General features: G+C 45.3%; 18 protein-coding genes. 17 read left to right on the forward strand and 1 reads right to left on the reverse strand.

The window, feature by feature from the left end; all coding sequences use genetic code 11:
• Positions 1-22 precede the first annotated feature (22 nt).
• The 17 genes from U0033_RS23285 (at position 23) to U0033_RS23365 (ending at position 21,250) form a co-directional block, all read left to right on the forward strand.
• Complete coding sequence (locus U0033_RS23285) at positions 23-2,962, forward strand: SusC/RagA family TonB-linked outer membrane protein (RefSeq protein ID WP_072365762.1); 2,940 nt, start codon at positions 23-25, stop codon at positions 2,960-2,962.
• Positions 2,963-2,967: 5 nt separating this feature from the next.
• A complete protein-coding gene (locus U0033_RS23290; protein WP_072365760.1) occupies positions 2,968-4,530 on the forward strand; it encodes a RagB/SusD family nutrient uptake outer membrane protein in 1,563 nt (520 codons plus the stop codon).
• An 11-nt stretch (positions 4,531-4,541) separates the two neighbouring features.
• Positions 4,542-5,603, forward strand: coding sequence for a DUF5111 domain-containing protein (locus tag U0033_RS23295; protein WP_072365752.1), 1,062 nt, complete (start codon positions 4,542-4,544; stop codon positions 5,601-5,603).
• A complete protein-coding gene (locus U0033_RS23300; RefSeq protein ID WP_072365750.1) occupies positions 5,600-6,613 on the forward strand; it encodes a glycoside hydrolase family 53 protein in 1,014 nt (337 codons plus the stop codon). Before U0033_RS23295 ends, U0033_RS23300 begins: the two co-directional genes overlap by 4 nt.
• Positions 6,614-6,622: 9 nt before the next feature.
• Positions 6,623-9,061 (forward strand): DUF4982 domain-containing protein, encoded by a 2,439-nt coding sequence (locus U0033_RS23305; protein WP_072365748.1) that lies wholly within the window; start codon positions 6,623-6,625, stop codon positions 9,059-9,061.
• 293 nt (positions 9,062-9,354) lie between these two features.
• A complete protein-coding gene (locus tag U0033_RS23310) occupies positions 9,355-10,188 on the forward strand; it encodes a phosphoribosyltransferase family protein (RefSeq protein WP_072365746.1) in 834 nt (277 codons plus the stop codon).
• Positions 10,189-10,191: 3 nt separating this feature from the next.
• Entirely contained in the window at positions 10,192-10,746 is a 555-nt protein-coding gene (locus U0033_RS23315) for a TerD family protein (protein WP_072365744.1), read from the forward strand.
• A 5-nt stretch (positions 10,747-10,751) separates the two neighbouring features.
• Entirely contained in the window at positions 10,752-11,366 is a 615-nt protein-coding gene (locus U0033_RS23320) for a TerD family protein (protein ID WP_072365743.1), read from the forward strand.
• A gap of 16 nt (positions 11,367-11,382) precedes the next feature.
• Positions 11,383-12,486: a toxic anion resistance protein gene (locus tag U0033_RS23325; protein WP_072365741.1), complete on the forward strand. Its 1,104-nt coding sequence runs from the start codon at positions 11,383-11,385 to the stop codon at positions 12,484-12,486.
• 13 nt (positions 12,487-12,499) lie between these two features.
• On the forward strand, positions 12,500-13,462 hold the full coding sequence (locus U0033_RS23330) for a hypothetical protein (RefSeq protein ID WP_072365739.1): 963 nt from the start codon (positions 12,500-12,502) through the stop codon (positions 13,460-13,462).
• A gap of 2 nt (positions 13,463-13,464) precedes the next feature.
• Complete coding sequence (locus U0033_RS23335) at positions 13,465-13,959, forward strand: class I SAM-dependent methyltransferase (protein WP_072365737.1); 495 nt, start codon at positions 13,465-13,467, stop codon at positions 13,957-13,959.
• A 20-nt stretch (positions 13,960-13,979) separates the two neighbouring features.
• Positions 13,980-14,246 (forward strand): hypothetical protein, encoded by a 267-nt coding sequence (locus tag U0033_RS23340; protein WP_072365735.1) that lies wholly within the window; start codon positions 13,980-13,982, stop codon positions 14,244-14,246.
• Between the two features lie 139 nt (positions 14,247-14,385).
• Positions 14,386-15,855: a DUF3375 domain-containing protein gene (locus U0033_RS23345; RefSeq protein ID WP_072365733.1), complete on the forward strand. Its 1,470-nt coding sequence runs from the start codon at positions 14,386-14,388 to the stop codon at positions 15,853-15,855.
• 6 nt (positions 15,856-15,861) lie between these two features.
• Entirely contained in the window at positions 15,862-16,458 is a 597-nt protein-coding gene (locus tag U0033_RS23350) for a DUF4194 domain-containing protein (RefSeq protein WP_072365731.1), read from the forward strand.
• Between the two features lie 18 nt (positions 16,459-16,476).
• Positions 16,477-19,875 (forward strand): ATP-binding protein, encoded by a 3,399-nt coding sequence (locus U0033_RS23355; RefSeq protein ID WP_072365783.1) that lies wholly within the window; start codon positions 16,477-16,479, stop codon positions 19,873-19,875.
• 80 nt (positions 19,876-19,955) lie between these two features.
• Positions 19,956-20,885, forward strand: coding sequence for a glycosyltransferase (locus U0033_RS23360; protein WP_322518440.1), 930 nt, complete (start codon positions 19,956-19,958; stop codon positions 20,883-20,885).
• Between the two features lie 2 nt (positions 20,886-20,887).
• Entirely contained in the window at positions 20,888-21,250 is a 363-nt protein-coding gene (locus U0033_RS23365; RefSeq protein WP_072365727.1) for a cupin domain-containing protein, read from the forward strand.
• Positions 21,251-21,298: 48 nt separating this feature from the next.
• Here U0033_RS23365 and U0033_RS23370 read toward each other — a convergent pair whose 3' ends face one another.
• Positions 21,299-22,531 (reverse strand): SAM-dependent methyltransferase, encoded by a 1,233-nt coding sequence (locus U0033_RS23370; RefSeq protein ID WP_072365725.1) that lies wholly within the window; start codon positions 22,529-22,531, stop codon positions 21,299-21,301.
• Between the last annotated feature and the right edge of the window lie 33 nt (positions 22,532-22,564).

Raw genomic sequence — 22,564 nt, forward strand, 5'->3', positions numbered from 1 at the left:
ATAAAAATTTTAATTCCACAATATGAAGAAATCAATTTTCCGCAAATTCCTATTCTGCCTATGCATGGTGATCAGCAGCCTGGGGGTATATGCCCAGGAGCAGCGCCGTACAGTAAATGGTGCTGTAACCGATGAAGGCGGGAAAGCACTTGAAAGAGTGTCAGTATTAGTTAGCGGCACCAGCGTGAGTACCCTCACCAATGCTGCCGGGTTTTTTACTGTAACACTGCCTCCGGGAAAAGATGTACTGGAATTTACTTATGTAGGTGCTGCTAAAAAGATCGTGAAAGCAACAGGTGATACCCTGCATGTAGTCATGTCTTTCGAAGACAAAAAACTGGATGAAATAGTCGTGATCGGCTATGGTACCAAGACTAAAAAAGATATGACGGGTTCCGCTGTCAGCATCAGCAGCAAGCAGTTTAACCCTGGTTTGGTGGGTTCCTCCGAACAACTGATCAGTGGTAAATCTTCCGGTGTACAGATCATGACCAATGGTGGTTCTCCTACCGCTGGTAGCACGATCCGCATACGTGGCGGGGCTTCTTTAAGTGCCAGCAATTCACCCCTGGTGGTATTGGATGGTGTGCCGCTGGAAACCGGTGGTATCAGTGGTAACTCCAGCAATTTCCTGAGTATGATCAACCCCAATGATATTGAAAGTATCACGGTGCTGAAAGATGCAGCTTCCACTGCTATCTACGGTTCCAGGGCGTCTAACGGGGTATTGATGATCACTACTAAAAAAGGGAAAGGCGACCAGCTGAAGCTGAACTTCTCCTCTGTTGTTACCTTACAGCAGAGCAAGAAAGTGGCTGATATGATGTCTCCATCACAGTTCAGAGAAGTGATAAATGCAGCAGGAACCGATGCGCAAAAGGCACTCCTAGGCAGCAGTAATACAGACTGGCAAAAACAGGTATTCAAGAATGCCATGGGTACTGACAATAACCTGGGTCTTACCGGCAAAATTGCGAAGGCTGTGCCTTTCCGTGCTTCATTAGGGTATTACAACCAGGATGGTAATTTACAAACAGATAAGACAAGACGTTTCACCGGTTCATTGGTAGTGACGCCGAGCTTCTTCGACAAACACCTGAACCTGACCTTCAACCTGAAAGGTGCAGCGAATAATAACCGGTTTGCCAATACAGATGCGATCTGGTCTTCTGTTGCCTTCAATCCTACACAAGCTGTATACTCCGGTAAATCTGCTTTTGGTGGTTTTTATGAAAGCCTTGACAATAGTGGTGTTCCAGCTACCGGTGCTAACCGCAACCCTGTTGGATTATTGGAACAGGAAACCCGTAAGAGTGATGTGTACAGAAGTATCGGCAACTTTGATGCGGATTATAGGTTCCATTTCCTGCCTGACCTGAAAGCCCACGTTACACTGGGTTACGATTACAGTAAGGGCGAAGGGTCTGTATGGATCCCTGCATCATCTGCAAACGGTTATAATGTAGGGGGATCTAACAATGAATATTCCCAGACGCTGAAGAACAAATTGTTCACCGGCTATCTGAATTATAGCAAGAACATCGGTATTCACAAGTTTGATGCAACAGCGGGTTATGATTACCAGCACTGGAGTGCTAAAACACCTGCAATTACCTACTACAATGAAAAAGGGGTATTGCAGTCTACCTCCAAAGCAACGGATGAGCGCCATGTGTTGCTCTCCTACTATGGAAGAGTGAACTATACATTATTCTCAAAATACATGATCACAGGAACTGTCAGGAGAGATGGTACTTCCCGTTTCAGTCCTGAAAACAGGTGGGGTACTTTCCCGTCCGTTGCAGTAGCCTGGAATGTAATTGATGAGAATTTTCTTAAAAACAGCAAAGTATTGAGCAACCTTAAATTAAGGGCCAGTTATGGTGTAACCGGGCAGCAGGATGGTATAGGCAACTATAGCTACATGTCCGTGTATCAACAGGGGAACAAATATGCACAATATCGTTTTGGGGATGAATACTTGTATGTATACAGACCATCTGTCTATGTATACGATTTGAAATGGGAAACTACAAAAGCATTCAACTACGGTTTAGACTTCGGGTTCTTAAATAACAGGATCTCTGGTTCTGCTGAATACTACACCCGTAAAACTTACGACCTGCTGGCAAATGTATCAGTGCCTGCCGGTACTAACTTTGATCAGACAGCTACCACCAACGTTGGTAATATTGAAAGTCATGGTTTTGAATTCCAATTGAACACTACCCCTATCAGCAGTAAAGATTTCAAACTGGATGTGAATTTCAATGCTACCAACCAGTATACGAAAGTTACCAATATCACACTGGTACAAGGTGCAACAACCGTTGGTACTTATGCTGGTCCTGCTGTTGCCGGCAGGGGTATCCAGATCCTTACACCCGGTTACCAGCCAAATATGTTTTATGTATACAAACAGGTATACGATGCAGCTGGCAAGCCGCTGGAAGGGGTATATGCTGACCTGAACCATGATGGTGTGATCAATGAAAGTGACCTGTATCGCTATCATTCTCCTGCTGCCACCTGGATGCTGGGCTTTAATACACAGGCTACCTATAAGAAGTGGTCTGCCGGGTTCACTATGCGTGCAAACCTTGGCAACTATGTATACAATAATACAAAGATGAGCCTGAGCGCCTGGGAAACCGTACAGTATGTAGATGCTGCGCTGAACAACTTGCATAAAGATTACCTGAACACAGGTTTTAAAACACGCCAGTATTACTCAGACTATTATGTTGAGAATGCCTCTTTCCTGAGAATGGATAATATGTCAGTCGCTTATAACCTTGGAAAAGTGGTGAAGCACGTGAATATGCGTATTGGTGCCATTGCACAGAATGTATTCACGATCACCAAATATACCGGACAGGATCCAGAGGTAACCAATGGATACGAAAGCGCATTCTATCCCCGTCCACGTACTTATTCCATCAACATTAACCTTGAGTTCTAACGATTATGAAAAAGATCTTATCCTTCATATTATTGATCACCATGCTGGCATCCTGTACCAAGGATCTGAACCAGGTACCCAGCGTGGAGAATACATCAGAATCTGTATATACCTCTTTGGCTAATTACAAATCTGTATTGGCAAAACTTTATGCTGCCTTTGCAGTAGCGGGTATTGAAAAAGGAGATGGTAATGCAGATATGGCCAGCAGCACCGCATCCTGGGGCTATTTAAGGGTATACTTCAACCTACAGGAAATACCCACAGATGAAGTGGTCTATACCTGGGCAGGTGGTGATAACCTGACGAATATTCAGTACATGACCTGGGGAGCTTCTGACACCTGGGTAAGTGCCATGTATTATCGTATATATTATACCGTTGCACTCTGCAATGAATTCCTGAGAAATGCGACTGATGAAAAGATCGCTGCCTTTTCTAATTCTGACCAGGCCAGCCTGAAAGTATTCAGGGCTGAAGCCCGCTTCCTGCGTGCGCTGGCTTATTCACATGCCATGGACCTGTATGGCAATGTGCCTTTCGTTACCGAGAAAGATAAGGCAGGTGCGTTCACTCCATCACGGATTAAAAGGGCAGACCTGTATGCTTACATCCAGTCTGAATTGCGGGATATTGAAGAAGTACTGCCCGCTCCCTTACAGAATGAATATGGCCGTGTGAGCAAGGCAGCTGCCTGGACATTGCTGGCAAAGAACTACCTGAATGCCGCTGTGTATACCGGGGCTGCGGATTATACTAATTGCGTGACCTATTGCAATAAAATCATCAATGGTGGTTATTCTTTAGAACCTGTTTATAAAAAACTGTTCAATGGTGAGAATGATAAGCGTACTAAAAATGAAATCATCTTCCCGATTGAAGCAGATGTAGCACATACTACAACCTGGGGTGGTACTACTTACCTGGTGAACGGGCCTATAGTAGGCTCTATGAAGGCAACTGACTATGGTGTGGTATCAGGCTGGTCCAGCATTCGCACGCTGAGGGAATTTGTGAGCCTGTTTCCCGATCAGGCAGATGTTCGCGGCAATTTTTATAAAGACGGACAAAGCCTGAATGTAGATGATCCATCTTCTTCCAGCCTGGGATACGGTATTGTTAAATTTACAAACCTGAATGATGATGGTACTTATACCACAGATGGTGGCCTGGTAAATACAGATTTCCCGATGTTCCGCCTGGCAGATGTATACCTGATGTATGCGGAAGCAGTATTAAGAGGTGGTACCGGCGGCTCAGTTGGCGATGCTGTGAACTATGTAAACCAGTTGCGCGAACGTGCTTACCAGGGTACTTCAGGTGATATCAATGCTTCTACCATGACGCTGGACTTCATCCTGGCAGAACGTGGCCGTGAGTTGTTCTGGGAATGTACCCGTCGTACAGACCTGATCCGCTATGGTAAGTTTACAGGGGGCGATTATTTATGGCAATGGAAAGGAGGCTCAGTGAATGGGGTGGCTGTGGATACAAAATATAACCTGTACCCGATTCCATCTACAGACCTGGCATCTAATCCAAACCTTATTCAAAACACAGGCTACTAAACACAACGTCCATGAAAAAAATACTTTTCTATATACTGAGTGTCTTCCTTTTCATCAGTTGTAAAAAGGAAGGGTCACAGCCAGTGCTGACTGGTTTTGCAGATGCAGCCCTGACGGCTACTGCTACAGAATTGAAATTGTCAAAGTCTGCAAAAGACAGCGTGGCATTGCAGCTCATGTGGGATGCAGGGAAATTAAGCGCTTCCAATGGTTATACCCTGGAGGAATCACTTTTGACAACTACCGTACAGTATGCCGTAGATGCCAGTTTTAGCAGCATCAAAAAAGAAGTAGCAGTGACCAGTTCTTCCATCTCTTATACCTCTGCTACATTGAATACTTTGGTATTAGGATTTGGATTAACTGCTGATGAAAGTGGTACCTTGTACGTGCGTTTGAAATCAACACTGGCTGCCAATACATCTTCCAGGTACAGTAACGTGCTTACGCTGCATATCACTCCTTATACAGCAGGTAGTGATGCTGCTTACTTATACATGGCCAGCACTGATCTGACATCTTTCCCATGGAAACTTTGTGCGAGAAATAAAGATGGTAAATACGATGGCTTTGTGAAAGTAGACCAGTGGTACAATTTCCTGCTCACCAACGAAGAAAGTAATAGTGCTTCTGTGATCTATGGTGGCTATCCTGCAAATGGTAACCAGTATGTATTGTATGCAGGCAGCGATCGCTGGAACTGCTGGACTGCCAATGGCGGGTACCTTTATATCACTGCTAATACAAATGCACTTACCTGGAGTGAAACAGTGGTGAGTTCTCTCAGTGTAGTAGGTGATTTTAATAGCTGGAGCACAACGGCTACGCCTATGACCTACGATGCTGCCAGGAAGATCTGGACAGCGACCATCACCACTACAGCTGCAGAGCAATGGGGCATCAAGGTGCTGGTTAATCAAAGCTGGAGCTGGTTCTTTGGAGCAGGAGATGTAGCAGGTGTTACTACCTTATACACTGCGGATGCAAGCGGGTTCCCTTATACAAAAGTGGGTACCTATACATTAAAGCTGGACCTGAGCGATCCTCATCAATTTAAATACTCAGTAGAATGAAGCAATTAAGAATATTTGCAGCAATCCTGTTATTGTTCGCCTGCAATAAGGACAATGGTGCTACCACCACAGCAACAGATACCTCGGGATTTGCCAAAGGTGCAGACATCAGCTGGATCACAGAAATGGAATCATCCGGCAAGAAGTTTTACAATGCTGCCGGTACAGAAATGGATGGCATCAGGTTATTGCAAAGCCTGGGTATGAATGCAATCCGCCTGCGGGTATGGGTGAATCCTGCTGATGGCTGGTGTAATAAGAACGACCTGCTGGTAAAAGCGTATCGTGCAAAGAGCCTGGGTATGCGGATCATGATAGATTTTCACTATAGTGACAGTTGGGCAGATCCCAGCCAGCAAACCAAGCCTGCTGCATGGGCAAATATGGGCTTTGATGAATTGAAAAAAGCGGTAGCGAATCATACAACAGAAGTATTAACCTTACTGAAAGAAAAAGGCATTACACCTGAGTGGGTGCAGGTAGGCAATGAAACCGGTAATGGTATGCTGTGGGAAGATGGAAAGGCATCTTCGAATATGGCTCAATATGCTGCTCTGACCAATGCTGGTTATGATGCTGTCAAAGCGACTTTCCCGGATGCAAAAGTAATTGTACACCTGCAGAACGGGAACGATAATTCCCTGTTCAGATGGCTGTTCGATGGATTGAAATCCAATGGTGGAAAATGGGATGTAATTGGCATGTCGCTGTACCCGACCAAGGATAACTGGGCAGCTATGAACACAGCCTGCTACCAGAATATGCAGGACATGGTAACACGCTACGGTTCTTCAGTGATGATCTGCGAAGTAGGCATGGATCAGGAGCAGGCGACCACAGCCAAAGCGTTCCTGGCAGACCTGATTGCAAAATCAAAATCTGTACCTGATAACAAAGTATTAGGTATATTTTACTGGGAACCGGAGGCATATGGTGCCTGGAAGAATTATACAATGGGCGCATTTGATGATTCAGGAAAACCCACTGTCGCCCTGGACGCATTTAAATAAACAGACGATATGAGGATATTACGATGGTGTCTGCTATTTGTGCTGATGACAAATTGTTTGCAGGCACAGGACCGAAAGGAATTTTTGCTTGAAAAGAACTGGCAGTTCACCCAGGGAGATCCATCGGGCGCTATGGGAACAGCCTTTGATGATAAGAATTGGAAAACGGTTTCAGTGCCGCATGACTGGGCAATATATGGTCCTTTTGACCGTAGTAATGATCTACAGGAGGTGGCTGTAAAACAGAATGGTGAAACGGCTGCCAGCACAAAAACCGGGAGAACGGGTGGCCTGCCATATGTAGGCATTGGATGGTATCGCAATCATTTTGATGTACCGGCAGGCACGACTGTGTCACTGTTGTTTGATGGTGCAATGAGTGAAGCCAGGGTGTATGTGAATGGCAAAGAAGCCTGTTTCTGGCCCAATGGTTATAATTCCTTTTCTGTAGATGTAACGCCTTACCTGAACGCGGACGGGAAAAATAACCTGGTCGCTGTCAGGTTAGAAAATAAGCCACAATCTTCCCGCTGGTATTCCGGAGCGGGTTTATACAGGAACGTACATGTGATCACGACAGGCAGGGCGCATGTTCCTGTATGGGGTACTTACATAACAACCCCTTTTGTATCTGATGCATATGCTGCTGTTAATCTTAAAACATCTATAGACAATACAGGAGATGCTGATGTGAAAGTGATCACCGAAATACTGGATGCAAAAGGAGTGAGGGTGGTGAGTAAAGAGAATGTGCAAAAGGTAACGCATGGCAAGCCCTTTGAACAAAACTTTATTGTAAATCAGCCTGCTTTATGGTCTCCGGAATCACCGGATCTGTATACGGCCCGTTCTGTGATTTACATAAATGGGGTGCAAACAGATACTTATACTACCCGGTTTGGAATCCGTGATATCCGCTTTATTGCAGATAAGGGATTCTTCCTGAACGGCAAGCTACGCAAGTTCCAGGGGGTGTGTAATCACCATGATCTGGGTCCACTGGGAGCAGCCGTTAATACAGCCGCATTGCGTTACCAGCTTACGCTGTTAAAAGAGATGGGATGTGATGCTATCCGGACTTCGCATAATATGCCAGCGCCAGAGCTGGTGACCCTGTGCAATGAAATGGGTTTTATGATGATGATAGAACCATTTGATGAATGGGATATTGCCAAATGTGAAAACGGGTATCACCGTTTCTTTGCAGAATGGGCGGAGAAAGATATGGTCAATATGCTCCGTCATTATCGCAATGATCCGAGTGTAGTGCTCTGGAGTATTGGGAACGAAGTACCTACACAATGCAGCCCTGATGGATATAAGGTGGCATCTTTCCTGCAGGACATTTGTCATCGGGAAGATCCTACCAGGCCTGTGACTTGTGGCATGGACCAGGTAAGCTGTGTGTTAAGCAATGGTTTTGCTGCCATGCTGGATCTGCCAGGATTCAATTACAGGGTGCATCGTTACGGGGAAGCCTATGGCAAGTTGCCACAGAACCTTGTGCTGGGTACAGAAACATCCTCTACGGTTAGTTCCAGGAGTGTATACAAGTTCCCGGTGGTAAGAAAAGCGGATGCGAAGTACACGGATCATCAGTCTTCTTCATACGATTTTGAATATTGTTCCTGGTCTAACTTGCCTGACGAAGACCTGGCGATGGCGGAGGACAATGAGTGGTCCATTGGTCAGTTTGTGTGGACAGGGTTTGACTACCTGGGAGAGCCTTCTCCTTATGATGTGGAAGGTTGGCCGAATCATAGTTCTATGTTTGGCATTATTGATCTGGCCAGTATTCCCAAGGATCGTTATTACCTGTACAGGAGTGTATGGAATAAGAAATCGCCGACATTGCATGTGTTGCCACATTGGACCTGGCCGGGCAGGGAAGGGCAGGAGACGCCGGTATTTGCTTACAGCAGTTACCCTTCAGCCGAGTTATTCATCAATGGCAAAAGTTATGGCAAGCGGTTTAAAAATGATTCAAGTACCCAGAACCGCTATCGCCTGATGTGGATGAATGCTGTATATGAACCTGGTGAAGTAAAGGTAGTCGCTTATGATGAGAAGGGGAAAGCGGCGGCAGAACAGGTGGTACGTACAGCGGGCAAAGCACATCATATTGTATTGGAAACCAATAAGGAGGTGGTAACAGCTGATGGTAAGGACCTGGTTTACATCCGGGTAAAAATAGTGGATAAGGACGGGAATGTATGTCCGGCCGACCAGCGCCTGGTAAGCATTAGTGTTTCAGGAGCAGGCACTTATAGGGCTGCAGCGAATGGAGATCCTACTTCCCTGGATTTGTTCCATCTGCCCCGGATGCATGCATTTAATGGTGAATTTACCGCCATTGTGCAGTCAAAAGAGCAGGCGGGTAACATCACAATCGAGGCCTTGGCCAGGGGGCTGGCGGCCGGGAAAGTGGTGTTAAAAAGCGGATTTTAATTAAAAGTTAGCAATAAGAGGCAAAAAGCACCGGTTATTCCGGTGCTTTTTTTATGGAATAAAAGGGAAAATATAATATATAAACTATTATTATTGTTTGTGCTGTAGTCCAGTTGGCACGTAATTTCCCCGTTCTTACCAAAACTTCATTAAATATTAAAGTTCAAATTAACGTAACCCGAAAAAACTCGTTATTTTTAAAATGTTGACTAGAGGGACAAAAGCTATGGACCCCAAACCGGGCGTTGACTGTATTGCATTTACCTTATGAACAAAAAAAGTTTGTTAAACGAATGACATTTACCTATTCATTACATAAGATCCATCATCCTGATAGCTTCGGTTTCTCTCCCGATGACTATAGCCGCTTTAAATTTGGAGATGACATGGTGGCCAGGGATTTTGGTACTGCCCTTGCAGAAGGGTTTATCAGGGATCACCTGCAGTATATAAGCCTGGAAAAGCAACTGGTGGTTATTTCCAGTCCATACGCATTCATTCCTACTGCTACCTTTGCCATGAAGAATCATTTCGTGTTCCGGCTTAACAGCTGGTTGGCTGAAGAAGGTTATCCGGTTGTCCAGGAAACGAAGGTACACCGTACGATCACTTACAAGGAGGATTACGGTGAATTGAATGCTGCTCAGCGGCTGCATCTCATTGGTAATGACTCTTTCCATATCGACAGGGCGTTCCTGGAAGGAAAAACCGTAATTTTCCTGGATGATATCCGAATTACGGGCAGTCATGAAAAAATGATTCTCCGGATGGTGGAGGAATACGAATTAAAGAATGATATTTACCTCCTGTATTTTGCAGAACTGGCTAATCCGGCTATTCATCCGAATATCGAGAACCAGCTGAATTATCATCATGTAAAGTCTATATTCGACCTGGAGAAGATAATACGGGGTGATAGTTTCTTTATCAATACGAGGATTGTCAAGTACATCCTCAATTATGATTACGATTCGTTTTGCATTTTTATACAAAATCAAACGGAAACATTTATTAATCTGTTGTATAACATGGCCCTGGGCAATGGGTATCATACTATTGACGCTTACGCCCGCAACCTTGGCTTTGTTAAAAGATGTATATATCCGACAAATAATATAAAAGCTTAGAAAATGGCAATTAACCTTCAAAAAGGACAAAGAGAGGCAATCAATGCGCCTAAATTTACAATCGGGCTGGGTTGGGACACCAATAGCTCTTCCACGGGCAGCAGCTTCGACCTGGATGCATCTGTATTCATTCTCGGAGAAAATAAAAAGATCCTTTCAGACGCTCATTTTGTATTCTATAACAACAAGAAATCTCCGGATAATGCCATAGAGCACTCTGGCGATAACCTGACTGGTGAAGGTGCCGGCGATGATGAACAGATCCATGTAGACCTGTCCAAAATCGATCCGAATGTGACTGAAGTTTGCGTGGTAGTAACGATCCACGAAGCAGAACAGAGAAGGCAGAACTTTGGCCAGGTAAGGAACAGCTATGTTCGCATTGTTGATTCATCCAACAACCAGGTGCTACTCAAGTACGAACTGGAAGAAGATTTCTCTATCGAAACAGCCGTTGAGTTTGGCCGTATCTACAAGAGGAACAATGAATGGAAATTTGAAGCTGTAGGTGCCGGTATGAAAGGCGGTTTACAGGATTATCTGAATAAATACAACTAATCAACATGGCTATTAACTTACAGAAAGGACAACGCATTTCCCTCGAAAAAAGCAATGGTACCAAACTGGAAAGAATCTGTGTGGGTATCAATTGGGGCGCTATTGAAAAGAAAGGATTATTCGGACTCAGCAAAACCAAAGAAGCTGTAGACCTGGATGGTAGCTGCGTATTATATAACGAGCAAAAACAGGCCCTTGAAGTTGTCTATTTTGGTAACTTGCAATCTAAAGACAGGGCTGTAAAACATAGCGGTGACGACCTCACGGGTGATGTAAACGGTAATGATGGCCTGGATAACGAGGTGATCACACTGGATTTCTCTATCCTCAATCCGAACGTAAGCTATGTGGCATTTGTGCTCAATAGTTTCAGAGGACAGGATTTCGGCACCATTCCATTTGCATCTATCCGCATTTACGAAGGTACCCCAAGCAGGGTGACTGAGGTATTTGCCAAGTATGACATTGCACATGATGCCGCCTTTGCCGGACATGTTTCTATGGTAATGGGCGTATTCTACAAAAAGAATGGTGAATGGAAATTCAATGCCATCGGAGAAGCTACCAAAGACAGAAAATTGCAGGAAACTGTTGATACGGTAACCCGCCAATACTTATAGACTAAATAATTTGCTAATGGATAATATCAATGCAAATACAACAACTGATGTAGTCATTGCTACCCCGCATATAGACAAGGAGGGGAATGTAGACCTCACCACCGTTACATCGGACGAAACTAAGAAGTACGATGAGGTCAGCAAATCCCTTGTACCGGGTGATGTAAACGCCATCCTGAACTATGGTGCTGAAGTGGAGAAATCCATGGATAAGTACAGCAACGACTTCCTGACTTCTGTACGTACTTTCAACTCCGGTGAAGTAGGTGGCCACATCAATGACCTGCTTACAGAACTGAACTATATAGACGTAGATGAACTGGAACAGGGCGGCGTTAAGTCTTTCCTGTCAAAAATACCCTTCTTCAAGAAGCTGGTAGTAGACGTGAAGGCCATGTTCCAGAAATACGATACTGTAATCGCCAATGTAGACAAGATCACGAATAAGATCAAAGCGGGTCGTATCAACTCCCTGAAGGACAATACTGCCCTGCAGACGATGTTTGATAACAACGTGAACTACATTAAGCAGATGGAAGAACTGATCATTTCCGGTCAGTATAAATACAATCAGCTGAGCATTAAGCTGGCTGAAATGGAAGGTAACCCAAGTGCATACCAGGATTATGAAATCTCTGATATGCGTGAGTTCCTGCATCGACTGGACAAGCGGCTGGCCGATATGAAGATCGTACGCTTCATCATGATGCAATCCCTGGCGCAGATCAGAGTGGTGCAGAACAACAACACTGCCATCGCTGAGAAAGCACAGTCAATTGTATCTACCACCATCCCTGTGTGGAAGAACCAGCTGACAATCGCCGTTGCCCTGCAAAGACAAAAGGCGAATGTGGAAATGCAGAAGAAAGTAGCGGATACTACCAATACCATCCTGCAGAAGAATGCGGATATGCTGAAACAGAACAGCATTGAAGTTGCTAAGCAGAATGAAAGTACCGTAGTATCTATCGAAACACTGAAACGTACTACTTCTTCCCTGATCGAAACACTTGCAGAAGTGAAACGTATTCATGATCAGGGTACAGAAAACAGGAAACAACTGAATACAGAATTGCAGTCACTTGAAACTGAACTGAGAAAGAACGTCACCAACGTATAAGGAACGCTAGCTAATGGAGGAGAACCGGGCCGTCATATTAAGTGAGTCACAAAGAACGGTCAGCAAATTACAATTGCTGTCAACCTTTTTTGAAGATGAAATAATCTATAAGATCTTCCTGCGTACGCAGGTGATCCATAAGTTATTTGAGAACAATACGGACCTGAATGTGAATAAACTGGAACTTTTCCATGTTCAGTATTCCCTGACGATTATCGAACTGCTCAGGAAGATAAAGATTGCCAACGAGCGGAATGTACTCATCCTGCACGATGAGATCCAGCTCAACAGAGACCTTATAGACAAGCTGAATAGCAACGTATTCACAGAACAAAGTTATAACCTGGAAAAGCAGCGACAGGCACTGAAAGTAAACCAGTCCCTGCGCCGGCTTTTCCAGTTATTATCAGAGGAAAAGGATGAATCTCCTTTCTCTAAAAATATCAATGCCTTTAGTGCCCGCTTTGCGGCAGATTTCTTCTTCGATATACCTTTCGACCTGGTAGAAAAGATCACAGACTACAATCCTGCAGAAGTATATCGCAATGCATACGCTACTATCCACAGAAAGCTCCTGGGTATTCTGAACAAGGTGGAGTTCAAAAGCGAATTCTATTGTGGGTTAACGGCAGGTAGCCTGATCATGGAAGTATACCATATCGTGGGTGTAGACAGGTACTTTTTGTTTGTGCCATCCCGCAATTTATTCTTGTTCATCGAACTGGCAGATCTGTCAGGCATTGATTTGCACAACAATATTTCCAAGAAAGCTAAGATTATCCAGGAAATAGCAGATAAGAACGACCAGCTGTTAAGTACTGCCAGTGTGGTGAAAACACAGATCCCGCCTGATATTAAAAAGCTGATATCGGATTATCACAATAAGATCGATGATGTGAATTTCCTGCAGAATCTCAGTGATGTGGACATAGAAGCAAATATCCTCAAAGCCATGTTGAATACAGATAGCCTTTAGTCATGCAGTTACCCGAAGCCATCCAGTTTATACAATGCGAAGTGTTGCAACAGGCGCCTATCAGTCAATGGGCTGACCTGGGATGCGGCAGTGGCTTGTTTTCAACGGCACTGGCTCATTACATGCCGGAGGGAAGCACGATTTATGCAATAGATCATAAGCCGGCTACAAGGATAGCAGGGCATGGGATACAGATTTTTGACCTTGATTTTGTGTCTGATCCTTTGCCATTTGGGCAGATAGATGGGATACTGATGGCTAATTCATTGCATTATGTGCGGGATCAACCTGCATTTATACAAAAACTTTCATTTTATACTTCTTCACTCATTGTAATTGAGTACGATATAGAAAAGCCTGTACCGACCTGGGTGCCTTTCCCAGTAAGTTATAGCAAATTGCCAACCCTTTTCCCTAACCGGAAGATAGTAAAATTAGGTGAGCGGCCTTCGGCCTATGGGCAGGGAGATATGTATTCGGCATTGATTACCCGGTAATTTAAAATTTGATTTATACCATGAAAAGAATCCTTCTGGCGGCGCTGGCTAGCTCCGCTTTTGTTACCCTGGCCCGGGGCCAAACCCTTAAAGATGTTACAGCCACAGGCAATACCACTCCAAATCTCATTCAAATCACAGGTGCTGTGCTGCCAATTACCCTATCAGGGGCAGGTTTGGAATTGGGATACCTTAATGGTACCGGCTTTCTCACACTTTACATCATCCAGCAGCAAAAACAGATGGATGCCATGGAAGCAAGATTAAAGGCTGTAGAAAAGCAATAATATTCAATTAGTTATAGAAAAGATACTAATATGTGTAAAAGGCATTTATTAGTATCTTCAACCCTCTCTTTTTTTCCCCATTTCATGGGGGTAACTCCTTCTTTGTTCACTCCTTTTTTTTCTACAATTTGCACCCTCTATGAACAAAGACGATTTATTCTGGCTCATTTCCTCTTCACCTGCTATCCAGATGCTGCGCCTGCGCAACACACATTGGATACTTCCTTTCCTGTACAGCGTGTTCAAGGAAGAGAACCGTTTCTCTATCCCTGAGTCTCAGCTGGTAGTAATGCTGGCCGAAACGCTCAGCTTACAGGAAGACGGCGTGGAAGACCTGGAAGAAGCAAGGATCAACTTTGGTGAAGATGAAGAAACACGTAGCCGAAAATATATTCTCAACTGGGTACAGAAACGCATTCTCCAGGATCTGCCGGATGCCGAAGGCAATACCCGCTATCAACTGAGTGCTTATACTGAAAAAGTATTCCAGTGGATGCAGACCCTACAGTTGCGCCAGCACGTAGGTACCGAAAGCCGGTTCAAACTCCTCTTCAACTCCCTTCGCGATATTGTGGAAAACACCGAAGACGACAGGGGCAAGAAACTGGAAATCCTGAAAAATAAGCGCGCGGAAATAGATAAAGAGATCAAAGCCCTGGAACTGGGTATCACCCCGGACAGGTATAACAATGCCCAGGTGCAGGAACGACTGGAACTCTTTACCCGTCTCTGCTATGAACTGATCAGCGATTTCCGCGAGGTAGAAGACAATTTCAAACAGATTCACCGCACCATCGTTGAACAGCATACCCGCGCTGAACAAAGCAAAGGAGCCATCATCGGCTTCGCATTCGAAGCTTACGATTCCCTGCGTAACAGCAACCAGGGTAAGAGCTTCTATGCTTTCTGGGACTTCCTCATCTCCCGTGCAGGACAGGAAGAATGGCGTGAACTCTCCGAACAGCTCATGCACCTGGTAGACGAAAGAGGCATACAGGCCGATGAATCCTTCCTGACCAACATCAAATCATTGCTGCTGGAACAGGGGAAAAATGTATACGATGCCAACGATAAGATGGCAGAAAAACTAAGCCGCATCATCTCTGAAAAAGAGATCGCACGCCATCGACGCCTGCGTAAGCAGATCAATAGCATCAAAGAACTGGTATTCGGTTTCAAGGAAGAAGAAGCCGAGGTGGAAGCCGGCATCAGCATCGACGATAGTGCTGAAATCAGGATGATCCTGGAACGTAAGCTCACCCTGGACCAGAAGAAAACAATCGCAGAAGTAAAGCAACCCGCCACTGCTACTGAAAAGATTGAGGATATGACACGCTTCAGCCGCCTGCTCAATACCTCGCACATCAACAAGAAATACCTGTGGACAAAAGTGGAAAGCGTACTGAAAGACAAGCAGACCGCCACGCTCAAGGAAGTGCTGGAAGCCTCCCCGCTGGAATATGGTCTCGCTGAGATCATCAGCTATTACGACTTTGTAAGGGAAAAAGGCGGTAAGGCATACACCGTGCAGAACACCACAGAACTAATACCCCTCAATGCGGAACAGACCCGCTTTTTGGAAGTACCTTATCTTTTATTCGGAAAATAAACAAGTATGAGTACACCTGTCAAAATATTACCCTACGCTTCCTTAGTAGTCAAGTTGCTCAAAGGACCCGTAGAATACGTAGAAAAAAGTGCCTGGGAGAAACTGTTGCAATACAAGGTGGAACTGATCATCTTTCTCCAGCAACTGGGGCTTACCCTGGTACTCGATGAGCAGGATGGATATGCATTTGTAAAGCATGCCATGTCAGAAGACGAAGAAGCCTACGTGAGCTGGGTACAGCGCCGTTCTTTCAGCTACGAAGAAAGTATCATGCTGGTACTCCTGCGTGAGATGATGGCGGAGTTCGAAATCAGTGATTCTTCTTCCCGTGAGCTGATCAAAAAGAGACGGGAGATCAAGGAATATGCAGAGCTGTTCTTCAAGGAAGGCGCAAGCCGTATCCGTTTCCTCAGGGATATAGACAGGCTGATAGACAAAGTGGAAGAAAACGGGTTCCTGCAAAAAATTGAAAACCATGACCTGATCGATGAACAGAAGTTCCGCATCAGGAAGATCATCAAAGCTAAAGTAGACAGCGAAGCGCTGGAACAATTCCAGCAACAACTGCTCGCACACCAGGAAATACCTGTGGAAGCGGAGTAAGAAAAACCAATGAATCCAATGCAACTAAACGTATTCAGTACAGATAGTCAAAAGACCGGCTTCCGCCTGCAGTTTATGGAAGTGTTCAACTGGGGAACCTTTGATGAACACATCCATACCATCAGGCCAGAAGGGGAGACCAGTCTGCTCACCGGTGCCAATGGTAGTGGCAAGACCACCTTTATCGATGCCCTGCTCACCCTGATGGTGCCGGAAAAGAAATATCGTTTTTACAACCAGAGTAGTGGTAGTGAAAAGAAAGGTGACCGTACCGAAGACTCCTATGTGATGGGAGGTTATGGTATGATCAATAACGAGGCAACGGGTGTAACCAAAACCCTGTATCTGCGCGAAAACAAAGACGAAGCCTACAGCATCCTGCTGGCCAACTTTGCCAACGAAGCAGAGCAGTTCGTTACCATCTTCCAGGTGCGTTACTTCGTGAATGGCGATATGCGAAAGATCTTTGGTGTGGCCCACAGGGAAATGCACATTGCGGAGGACTTTCGTCCTTTCGACCTGGGTGGCCAGTGGAAAAAACGGATCGATCAGCTTTACAACAAAGGTGCGCGCAAACAGGTAGAATGGTTTGATGCCGCCAGCAAATATGCACAGCGGCTGGTGGATGCCCTGGGTATGCAGAGTATCCAGGCATTACAGCTTTTTAACCAGACCGTAGGTATCAAGGTATTGGGGAACCTGGATGACTTTATCCGGACCAACATGCTGGAGCCACGTAACATGGAAGAGCAGTTCCAGGAACTGAAAAAGCACCTGACTACACTGCTCGATGCACAACGTAACATCGAAAAGGCAGAAGAGCAGATCCGCATGCTGGAACCCATCAAGGAACATCATTCGAACTTTGCTAACTTCTCTGCGAAGATCTCCGCTTACAAGCAGGACCTGAATACAGCAACCATCTGGAATAGTTTTACCCGTAGTCAGCTGCTGGGGCAGGCTTTAGTGGAGAAACGCGAGGAGGTAAAAACGCTGCTCCGCAATATTGAAGAGTCCAAACGACAGATGAATGAACTGCTGGAGCAGGAGCGTACTACCCGCAATATGCTGGAGCAGAACAAGGCGGGTCAGCGGATGGCTCAGCTGGAAAAGAGCATCGAAGAACTGCGGCAGAAAAGAGTAGCAGCAGAAGCGAACCTGCAGGAGTTCATCAACTGGTGTGAAACCCTGCACATCAAGGATAATGAGATCAACGACGAAGCGACATACACCCGTCTCCTGAAAGAAGCCGGCCGTGCTGCGCTGAAACTGGAAACAGAGCAGCGCCTGAACGAAGAAGATGAATACAGTGCCAAGCGTGTAAGAGAAAAAGCAGACGGGGAAAAGGACGGCCTGGAAAAGGAAATAGAGCTCCTGCACCAGTCTAAGAACAACATTCCTTCTCACCTGATTGCCCTGCGCAAAGAGATGTGCAATACCCTGCGCATAGATGAGGGAGAGATCCTCTTTGCAGGGGAACTGATCCAGGTAAAGCCTGAAGAACTGCACTGGCAGCCAGCGATTGAGAAACTGCTGCATTCCTTTGCATTGCGCCTGCTGGTACCGGACAAGCATTACAAGAAGGTAACCAGTTATGTGAACAACAATAACATGCGTACCCGCCTGGTTTACTACCAGATCAAGGAAGTAGCGCTGGAACTGTACCCGGATGAAAACACCGTTTATGATAAACTGGATTTCCATCCTGATCACAAGCTCACAGCGTGGGTAGAACAGCAGATCATCCAGCACTTCAACTACACCTGTGTAGAGAATGAAAAGTCGCTGCAGCGCTACGATATGGCCATTACGATCGAAGGCCTGATCAAGAACAGGGATCGTCATGAAAAGGATGACCGCTCCGGCAGGAACGATGAATCCCGCTATGTAATGGGCTGGAACAATGACCGCAAGAAAGAAGCCCTGATTGCTAAACGTAACAAGCTGAATGAAGCAATTACATCCAGCACTGAAATATTACAAACCTGCAAGACCCGTTCTGCACGCCTGCAAAAGCAATTCTATGCTGCCGGCCGCTTAAAGGAACACAAGGGTTTTGAAGAGCTGAACATCCCTAAGATCCAGAAGAATATTCACAAGGCAGAAGAGCAGATCGCTTCCATGCGTGATGAGAATAACGAACTGGATGCAATGACAGAACAGCTGCAGGACATCGAACGTTCAAAGTCACATGTGCAGGATGCGCAGGCAACCCTGATCAGGAACGAAGCACTGGCGCAACGTACTATTTCCGATATGGAGACAGAACAGGAAAACCTGCAGCACCTCTTACAGCACATCACAGATGCGGATAAGGATGCACTCCTGGAGTTCCAGCAGCAGCATAGCCAGCAACTGAGTGAAGTGACCCTGGATAATATCAACAGCATCTACAGATCCCTGCGTGAAAGCAAGGAACAAAACCTGAAACAGGCAGAGGATGCCAGCCATAAGGAAGAGGTATTACTGAACCGCAGTATCAATCGTCTTAAAAACCCTTCTCCTGAGTTATTAGCGCGTTTTCCTGACTGGAGTGCTGATGTGCACGCGATGTCAGAAGAAGCGAAAAATGCGGGTGAATACATCGAATGGCTGGATAAACTGAGTAATGATAACCTGCCCCGTTTCAAGAAGGATTTCGAGAGCTATATCAACGTGACCATCACTTACAAGATTGGTGGGCTGAATGAAGAGATGGAGAAGTGGGAACGTGATATCTCCAATACCATCCAGAAGTTGAACCAGTCGCTGAGTGGTATCAACTTCAACCGTCTGCCGGATACTTATATCCAGTTGGTGAAGCGCCCTGTGCCAACGGGTACCGAAGTGAGGGAATTCAAAAGCCGTTTACTCGATGCCTTACCACAGGCGGCTAACTGGCAGCAGAGCACCTTCGAGGAGAAGGCTGCGCACTTCAGGGAAAGGGTAATGCCACTGATCTCCGCACTGGATGAAAGTGAAACTTACCGTTCCCGGGTAATGGATGCTCGTAACTGGTTTGAATTCTGGGCAGACGAAAGGTATCGTACTACCAATGAGTCCAAGAAGATCTATCGCCAGATGGGGCAATTGTCAGGCGGGGAAAAAGCACAGCTCACATACACCATTCTCTGTAGCGCGATAGCATACCAGTTTGGTATTACGAGAGAGGGTAAAAATACCCGCAGTCTCCGCTTCATTGCGGTAGATGAAAGCTTCAGTAACCAGGATGAAGAAAAGGCAACTTACCTCATGGAGCTGTGTAAGCAGCTGCATTTACAGCTGCTGGTAGTAACACCGAGTGATAAGATCGCCGTCGTACAACAGTTCATTGCGCATGTGCACCTGGTGCAAAGGGTGAACAACAGGCACAGTGTGCTTTATAATATGACCGTAAAAGAATTGCAGGATAAGATATCCGATGCAGAAGTCGCTTAATGATATGGGGCCGCTGTACCAGCGGCCCCTTTTTTTATATATTGCAGCAAATACAAAGAACAGTGATCATAACCGTCGGAATGTGCACCTACAACAGTGAAAAATATCTTCCGGAACAACTGGAAACCATCATTCATCAAACACTGCGCGTGAATGAAATCGTGGTGATCGACGATGCTTCTACTGATCAGACCATCGATATTTTAAATGACTATGTGAAGCGTTATCCGGATCTCTTCCGCATTATCCGCAATGAAAAGAATATGGGAGCGCGTAAGAATTTCGAGCGTGCATTAGCAGAGAGTAAGGGTGAAATCATATTTCTGAGTGACCATGACGATTATTGGATGCCGGAGAAGGTTGCTAAGGTCGTGGCTTATTTTAACAGCCATCCACAGGACAAAGTAGTATTTACCAATGCTATGTTCATGGATGAAAACAGTGCTTCGCTGCCTTCAACATTGTGGGATGTGGTAGGGTTCACGCCGGCTGTCAGGGCATATGCACAGACAAAGGATGACCTGCTGCGTTACTTATTAAAACATGGCCGTATCGTAACGGGCGCTACGCTGGCGCTCAGGAAAGAAAGTCTTGGGCAAATTCTGCCTTTCCGCTTAATGCACAAGATCTGGCATGATGCATGGATTGCCCTGGTTGCCGCAAATGCAAAGATGCTGGGATATATAGAGGAACCATTGATCCGCTACCGCGTGCATAGTAAGCAACAGGTAGGATATGGATACATGGAAAAAATTAAAGGCAATAACGCGGTACCTGTGCTGCAAATGAAAGAGCTGAAGGGAGAAACCGGTGATGAAGAATTGATACAGCTCATTCATGTAAGAAGAAAAAGAGTTAGATTAGTCAAACGTCTTTCGCGTTTTATACAAGTAGATCCTGTGATCAAAGCAGAAATACTACAGGAACGTAAGGCATCGGAAAAAGCTTTCTCAAGGGCAAAATCATTGCCGGTGAGATTGCTGGAATCATTTAGGAAAATGTTTAAATAGTTATGATCAGGGCGTACAAATTATACACAGGCAATGACGGCCATTCTTATGTACAGGTAGGTACCGTCTCGAACCTGCAGGTGAATCCTGCTGCATCGATTATGTTCAACGAAACACCGGCGCATAGTTTTTATGACTGGCATCCGGCACCCACTACACAATATGTAATTACGCTATCCGGCACATTGTTGTTTGAAACCGGTCCGGGCGAAACCTTTACGCTTCAACCCGGCGATATCCTGATCGCGATGGATACTACAGGCAGCGGCCATAAATGGCAGCTGATAGATGACCAGCCATGGAAGAGGGTATATGTAGCATTTACAGACGAGTCGGAGATCAACTTCGTACCTGATGCGCTGTAAATGAAAAAAGCAACCCATTACAGGTTGCCTTCATTCTCCACATACATATTAACGTCGCATATTATTCGGCCTGGTATACACCAGTTGCATTACATTGATATTCCGCATGGCAAATGCCGCCTCGCAATAGCAGAGGTAGTAATTCCATTTGCGTATAAATGCAGCGCTCATATCTGGCCGCAAATGAACATTGAAGGCGTCAAACCATGCCTTCAATGTTCTTGCATAGTCTTGGCCCAGATCTTTTAAATCTACCATGGTCATATCTCCACTTCTGTTCACCGCATTGTTTATCGCAGCTACTGATGGTAATAAGGACCCCGGGAAGATATGTTTCTGGATCCAGTCCACGCCCTGTCGTAAACTATCATATCTTGAATCCGGTGCTGTAATGACCTGTATAGCAAGGATCCCGTCTTTCTTTAATAATTCATGACATTTTGTAAAGTACACAGGCAGGTAATCATGGCCCACAGCTTCCAGCATTTCGATAGATACAATCTTGTCGAAGCAGCCTTTCATCATCCGGTAATCTTTTAATAGAATAGTCACTTTGTTTTCCAATTTTTCAGCTGCAACACGGGCGAGTGCCAGTTTATATTGTTCCTGTGAAATCGTAACTGAAGTAACTTTACAACCATAAGTCCTGGCCATATAGATCGCATTGGCGCCCCAGCCACTGCCTATTTCCAGCACATGGTCATCTTTTGTGATGCGCAGCTGCCGGCACAATCTTTCATATTTCGCTATCTGTGCTTCTTCTAAAGACAATCCTTCTTTATAATAATATGCTGCCGAATACGTCATTGTCGGATCCAGGAAGCTTGCAAAGAAATCATTGTCCAGGTCGTAGTGTGCAGAGATATTTTTTCGTGATCCGTTCAGTGTATTGGCTCTCCTGTTATGATACCAGCGGTTGATCCAGCTGAAAAAATTAAAAACAAACTTTTTTGTCTGGCTGCCTGATAATCCTGGCGTGTTTTCTACATTCAGCAATGCCCATTTAATCACATTGGTAATATTGTCTGTATCCCACAAGCCATCTACGTATGCTTCCCCAAAACCAACATCTCCGTACAATAAGATCCTGCTATAGAATGCCACATCGTGGATACGGATATTTGCTGTAATGTCACCCTCTCCATTTCCGATCGTAAGTTGCTCACCATCCTGCAATGTCAGGTGTAGCGATCCCTGGTTCATACCAACCATTACTTTCAAGACCAGGTCCTGGTAGATACTTTTACTCTTTTTCGCATATGGAAGGGTTCCTGTTTGCATGTCAGTATATAAATAGGAGTGCCGTTACCATTA

The organism is Chitinophaga sancti, from assembly GCF_034424315.1.
In the GTDB taxonomy this organism is placed as follows: domain Bacteria; phylum Bacteroidota; class Bacteroidia; order Chitinophagales; family Chitinophagaceae; genus Chitinophaga; species Chitinophaga sancti.

Bases quoted from the DNA above. Each gene is read 5' to 3' on its own strand.
- U0033_RS23285 (WP_072365762.1), top strand. From the start codon at position 23: ATGAAGAAATCAATTTTCCGCAAATTCCTATTCTGCCTATGCATGGTG.
- U0033_RS23290 (WP_072365760.1), top strand. From the start codon at position 2,968: ATGAAAAAGATCTTATCCTTCATATTATTGATCACCATGCTGGCATCC.
- U0033_RS23295 (WP_072365752.1), top strand. From the start codon at position 4,542: ATGAAAAAAATACTTTTCTATATACTGAGTGTCTTCCTTTTCATCAGT.
- U0033_RS23300 (WP_072365750.1), top strand. From the start codon at position 5,600: ATGAAGCAATTAAGAATATTTGCAGCAATCCTGTTATTGTTCGCCTGC.
- U0033_RS23305 (WP_072365748.1), top strand. From the start codon at position 6,623: ATGAGGATATTACGATGGTGTCTGCTATTTGTGCTGATGACAAATTGT.
- U0033_RS23310 (WP_072365746.1), top strand. From the start codon at position 9,355: ATGACATTTACCTATTCATTACATAAGATCCATCATCCTGATAGCTTC.
- U0033_RS23315 (WP_072365744.1), top strand. From the start codon at position 10,192: ATGGCAATTAACCTTCAAAAAGGACAAAGAGAGGCAATCAATGCGCCT.
- U0033_RS23320 (WP_072365743.1), top strand. From the start codon at position 10,752: ATGGCTATTAACTTACAGAAAGGACAACGCATTTCCCTCGAAAAAAGC.
- U0033_RS23325 (WP_072365741.1), top strand. From the start codon at position 11,383: ATGGATAATATCAATGCAAATACAACAACTGATGTAGTCATTGCTACC.
- U0033_RS23330 (WP_072365739.1), top strand. From the start codon at position 12,500: ATGGAGGAGAACCGGGCCGTCATATTAAGTGAGTCACAAAGAACGGTC.
- U0033_RS23335 (WP_072365737.1), top strand. From the start codon at position 13,465: ATGCAGTTACCCGAAGCCATCCAGTTTATACAATGCGAAGTGTTGCAA.
- U0033_RS23340 (WP_072365735.1), top strand. From the start codon at position 13,980: ATGAAAAGAATCCTTCTGGCGGCGCTGGCTAGCTCCGCTTTTGTTACC.
- U0033_RS23345 (WP_072365733.1), top strand. From the start codon at position 14,386: ATGAACAAAGACGATTTATTCTGGCTCATTTCCTCTTCACCTGCTATC.
- U0033_RS23350 (WP_072365731.1), top strand. From the start codon at position 15,862: ATGAGTACACCTGTCAAAATATTACCCTACGCTTCCTTAGTAGTCAAG.
- U0033_RS23355 (WP_072365783.1), top strand. From the start codon at position 16,477: ATGCAACTAAACGTATTCAGTACAGATAGTCAAAAGACCGGCTTCCGC.
- U0033_RS23360 (WP_322518440.1), top strand. From the start codon at position 19,956: ATGTGCACCTACAACAGTGAAAAATATCTTCCGGAACAACTGGAAACC.
- U0033_RS23365 (WP_072365727.1), top strand. From the start codon at position 20,888: ATGATCAGGGCGTACAAATTATACACAGGCAATGACGGCCATTCTTAT.
- U0033_RS23370 (WP_072365725.1), bottom strand. From the start codon at position 22,531: ATGCAAACAGGAACCCTTCCATATGCGAAAAAGAGTAAAAGTATCTAC.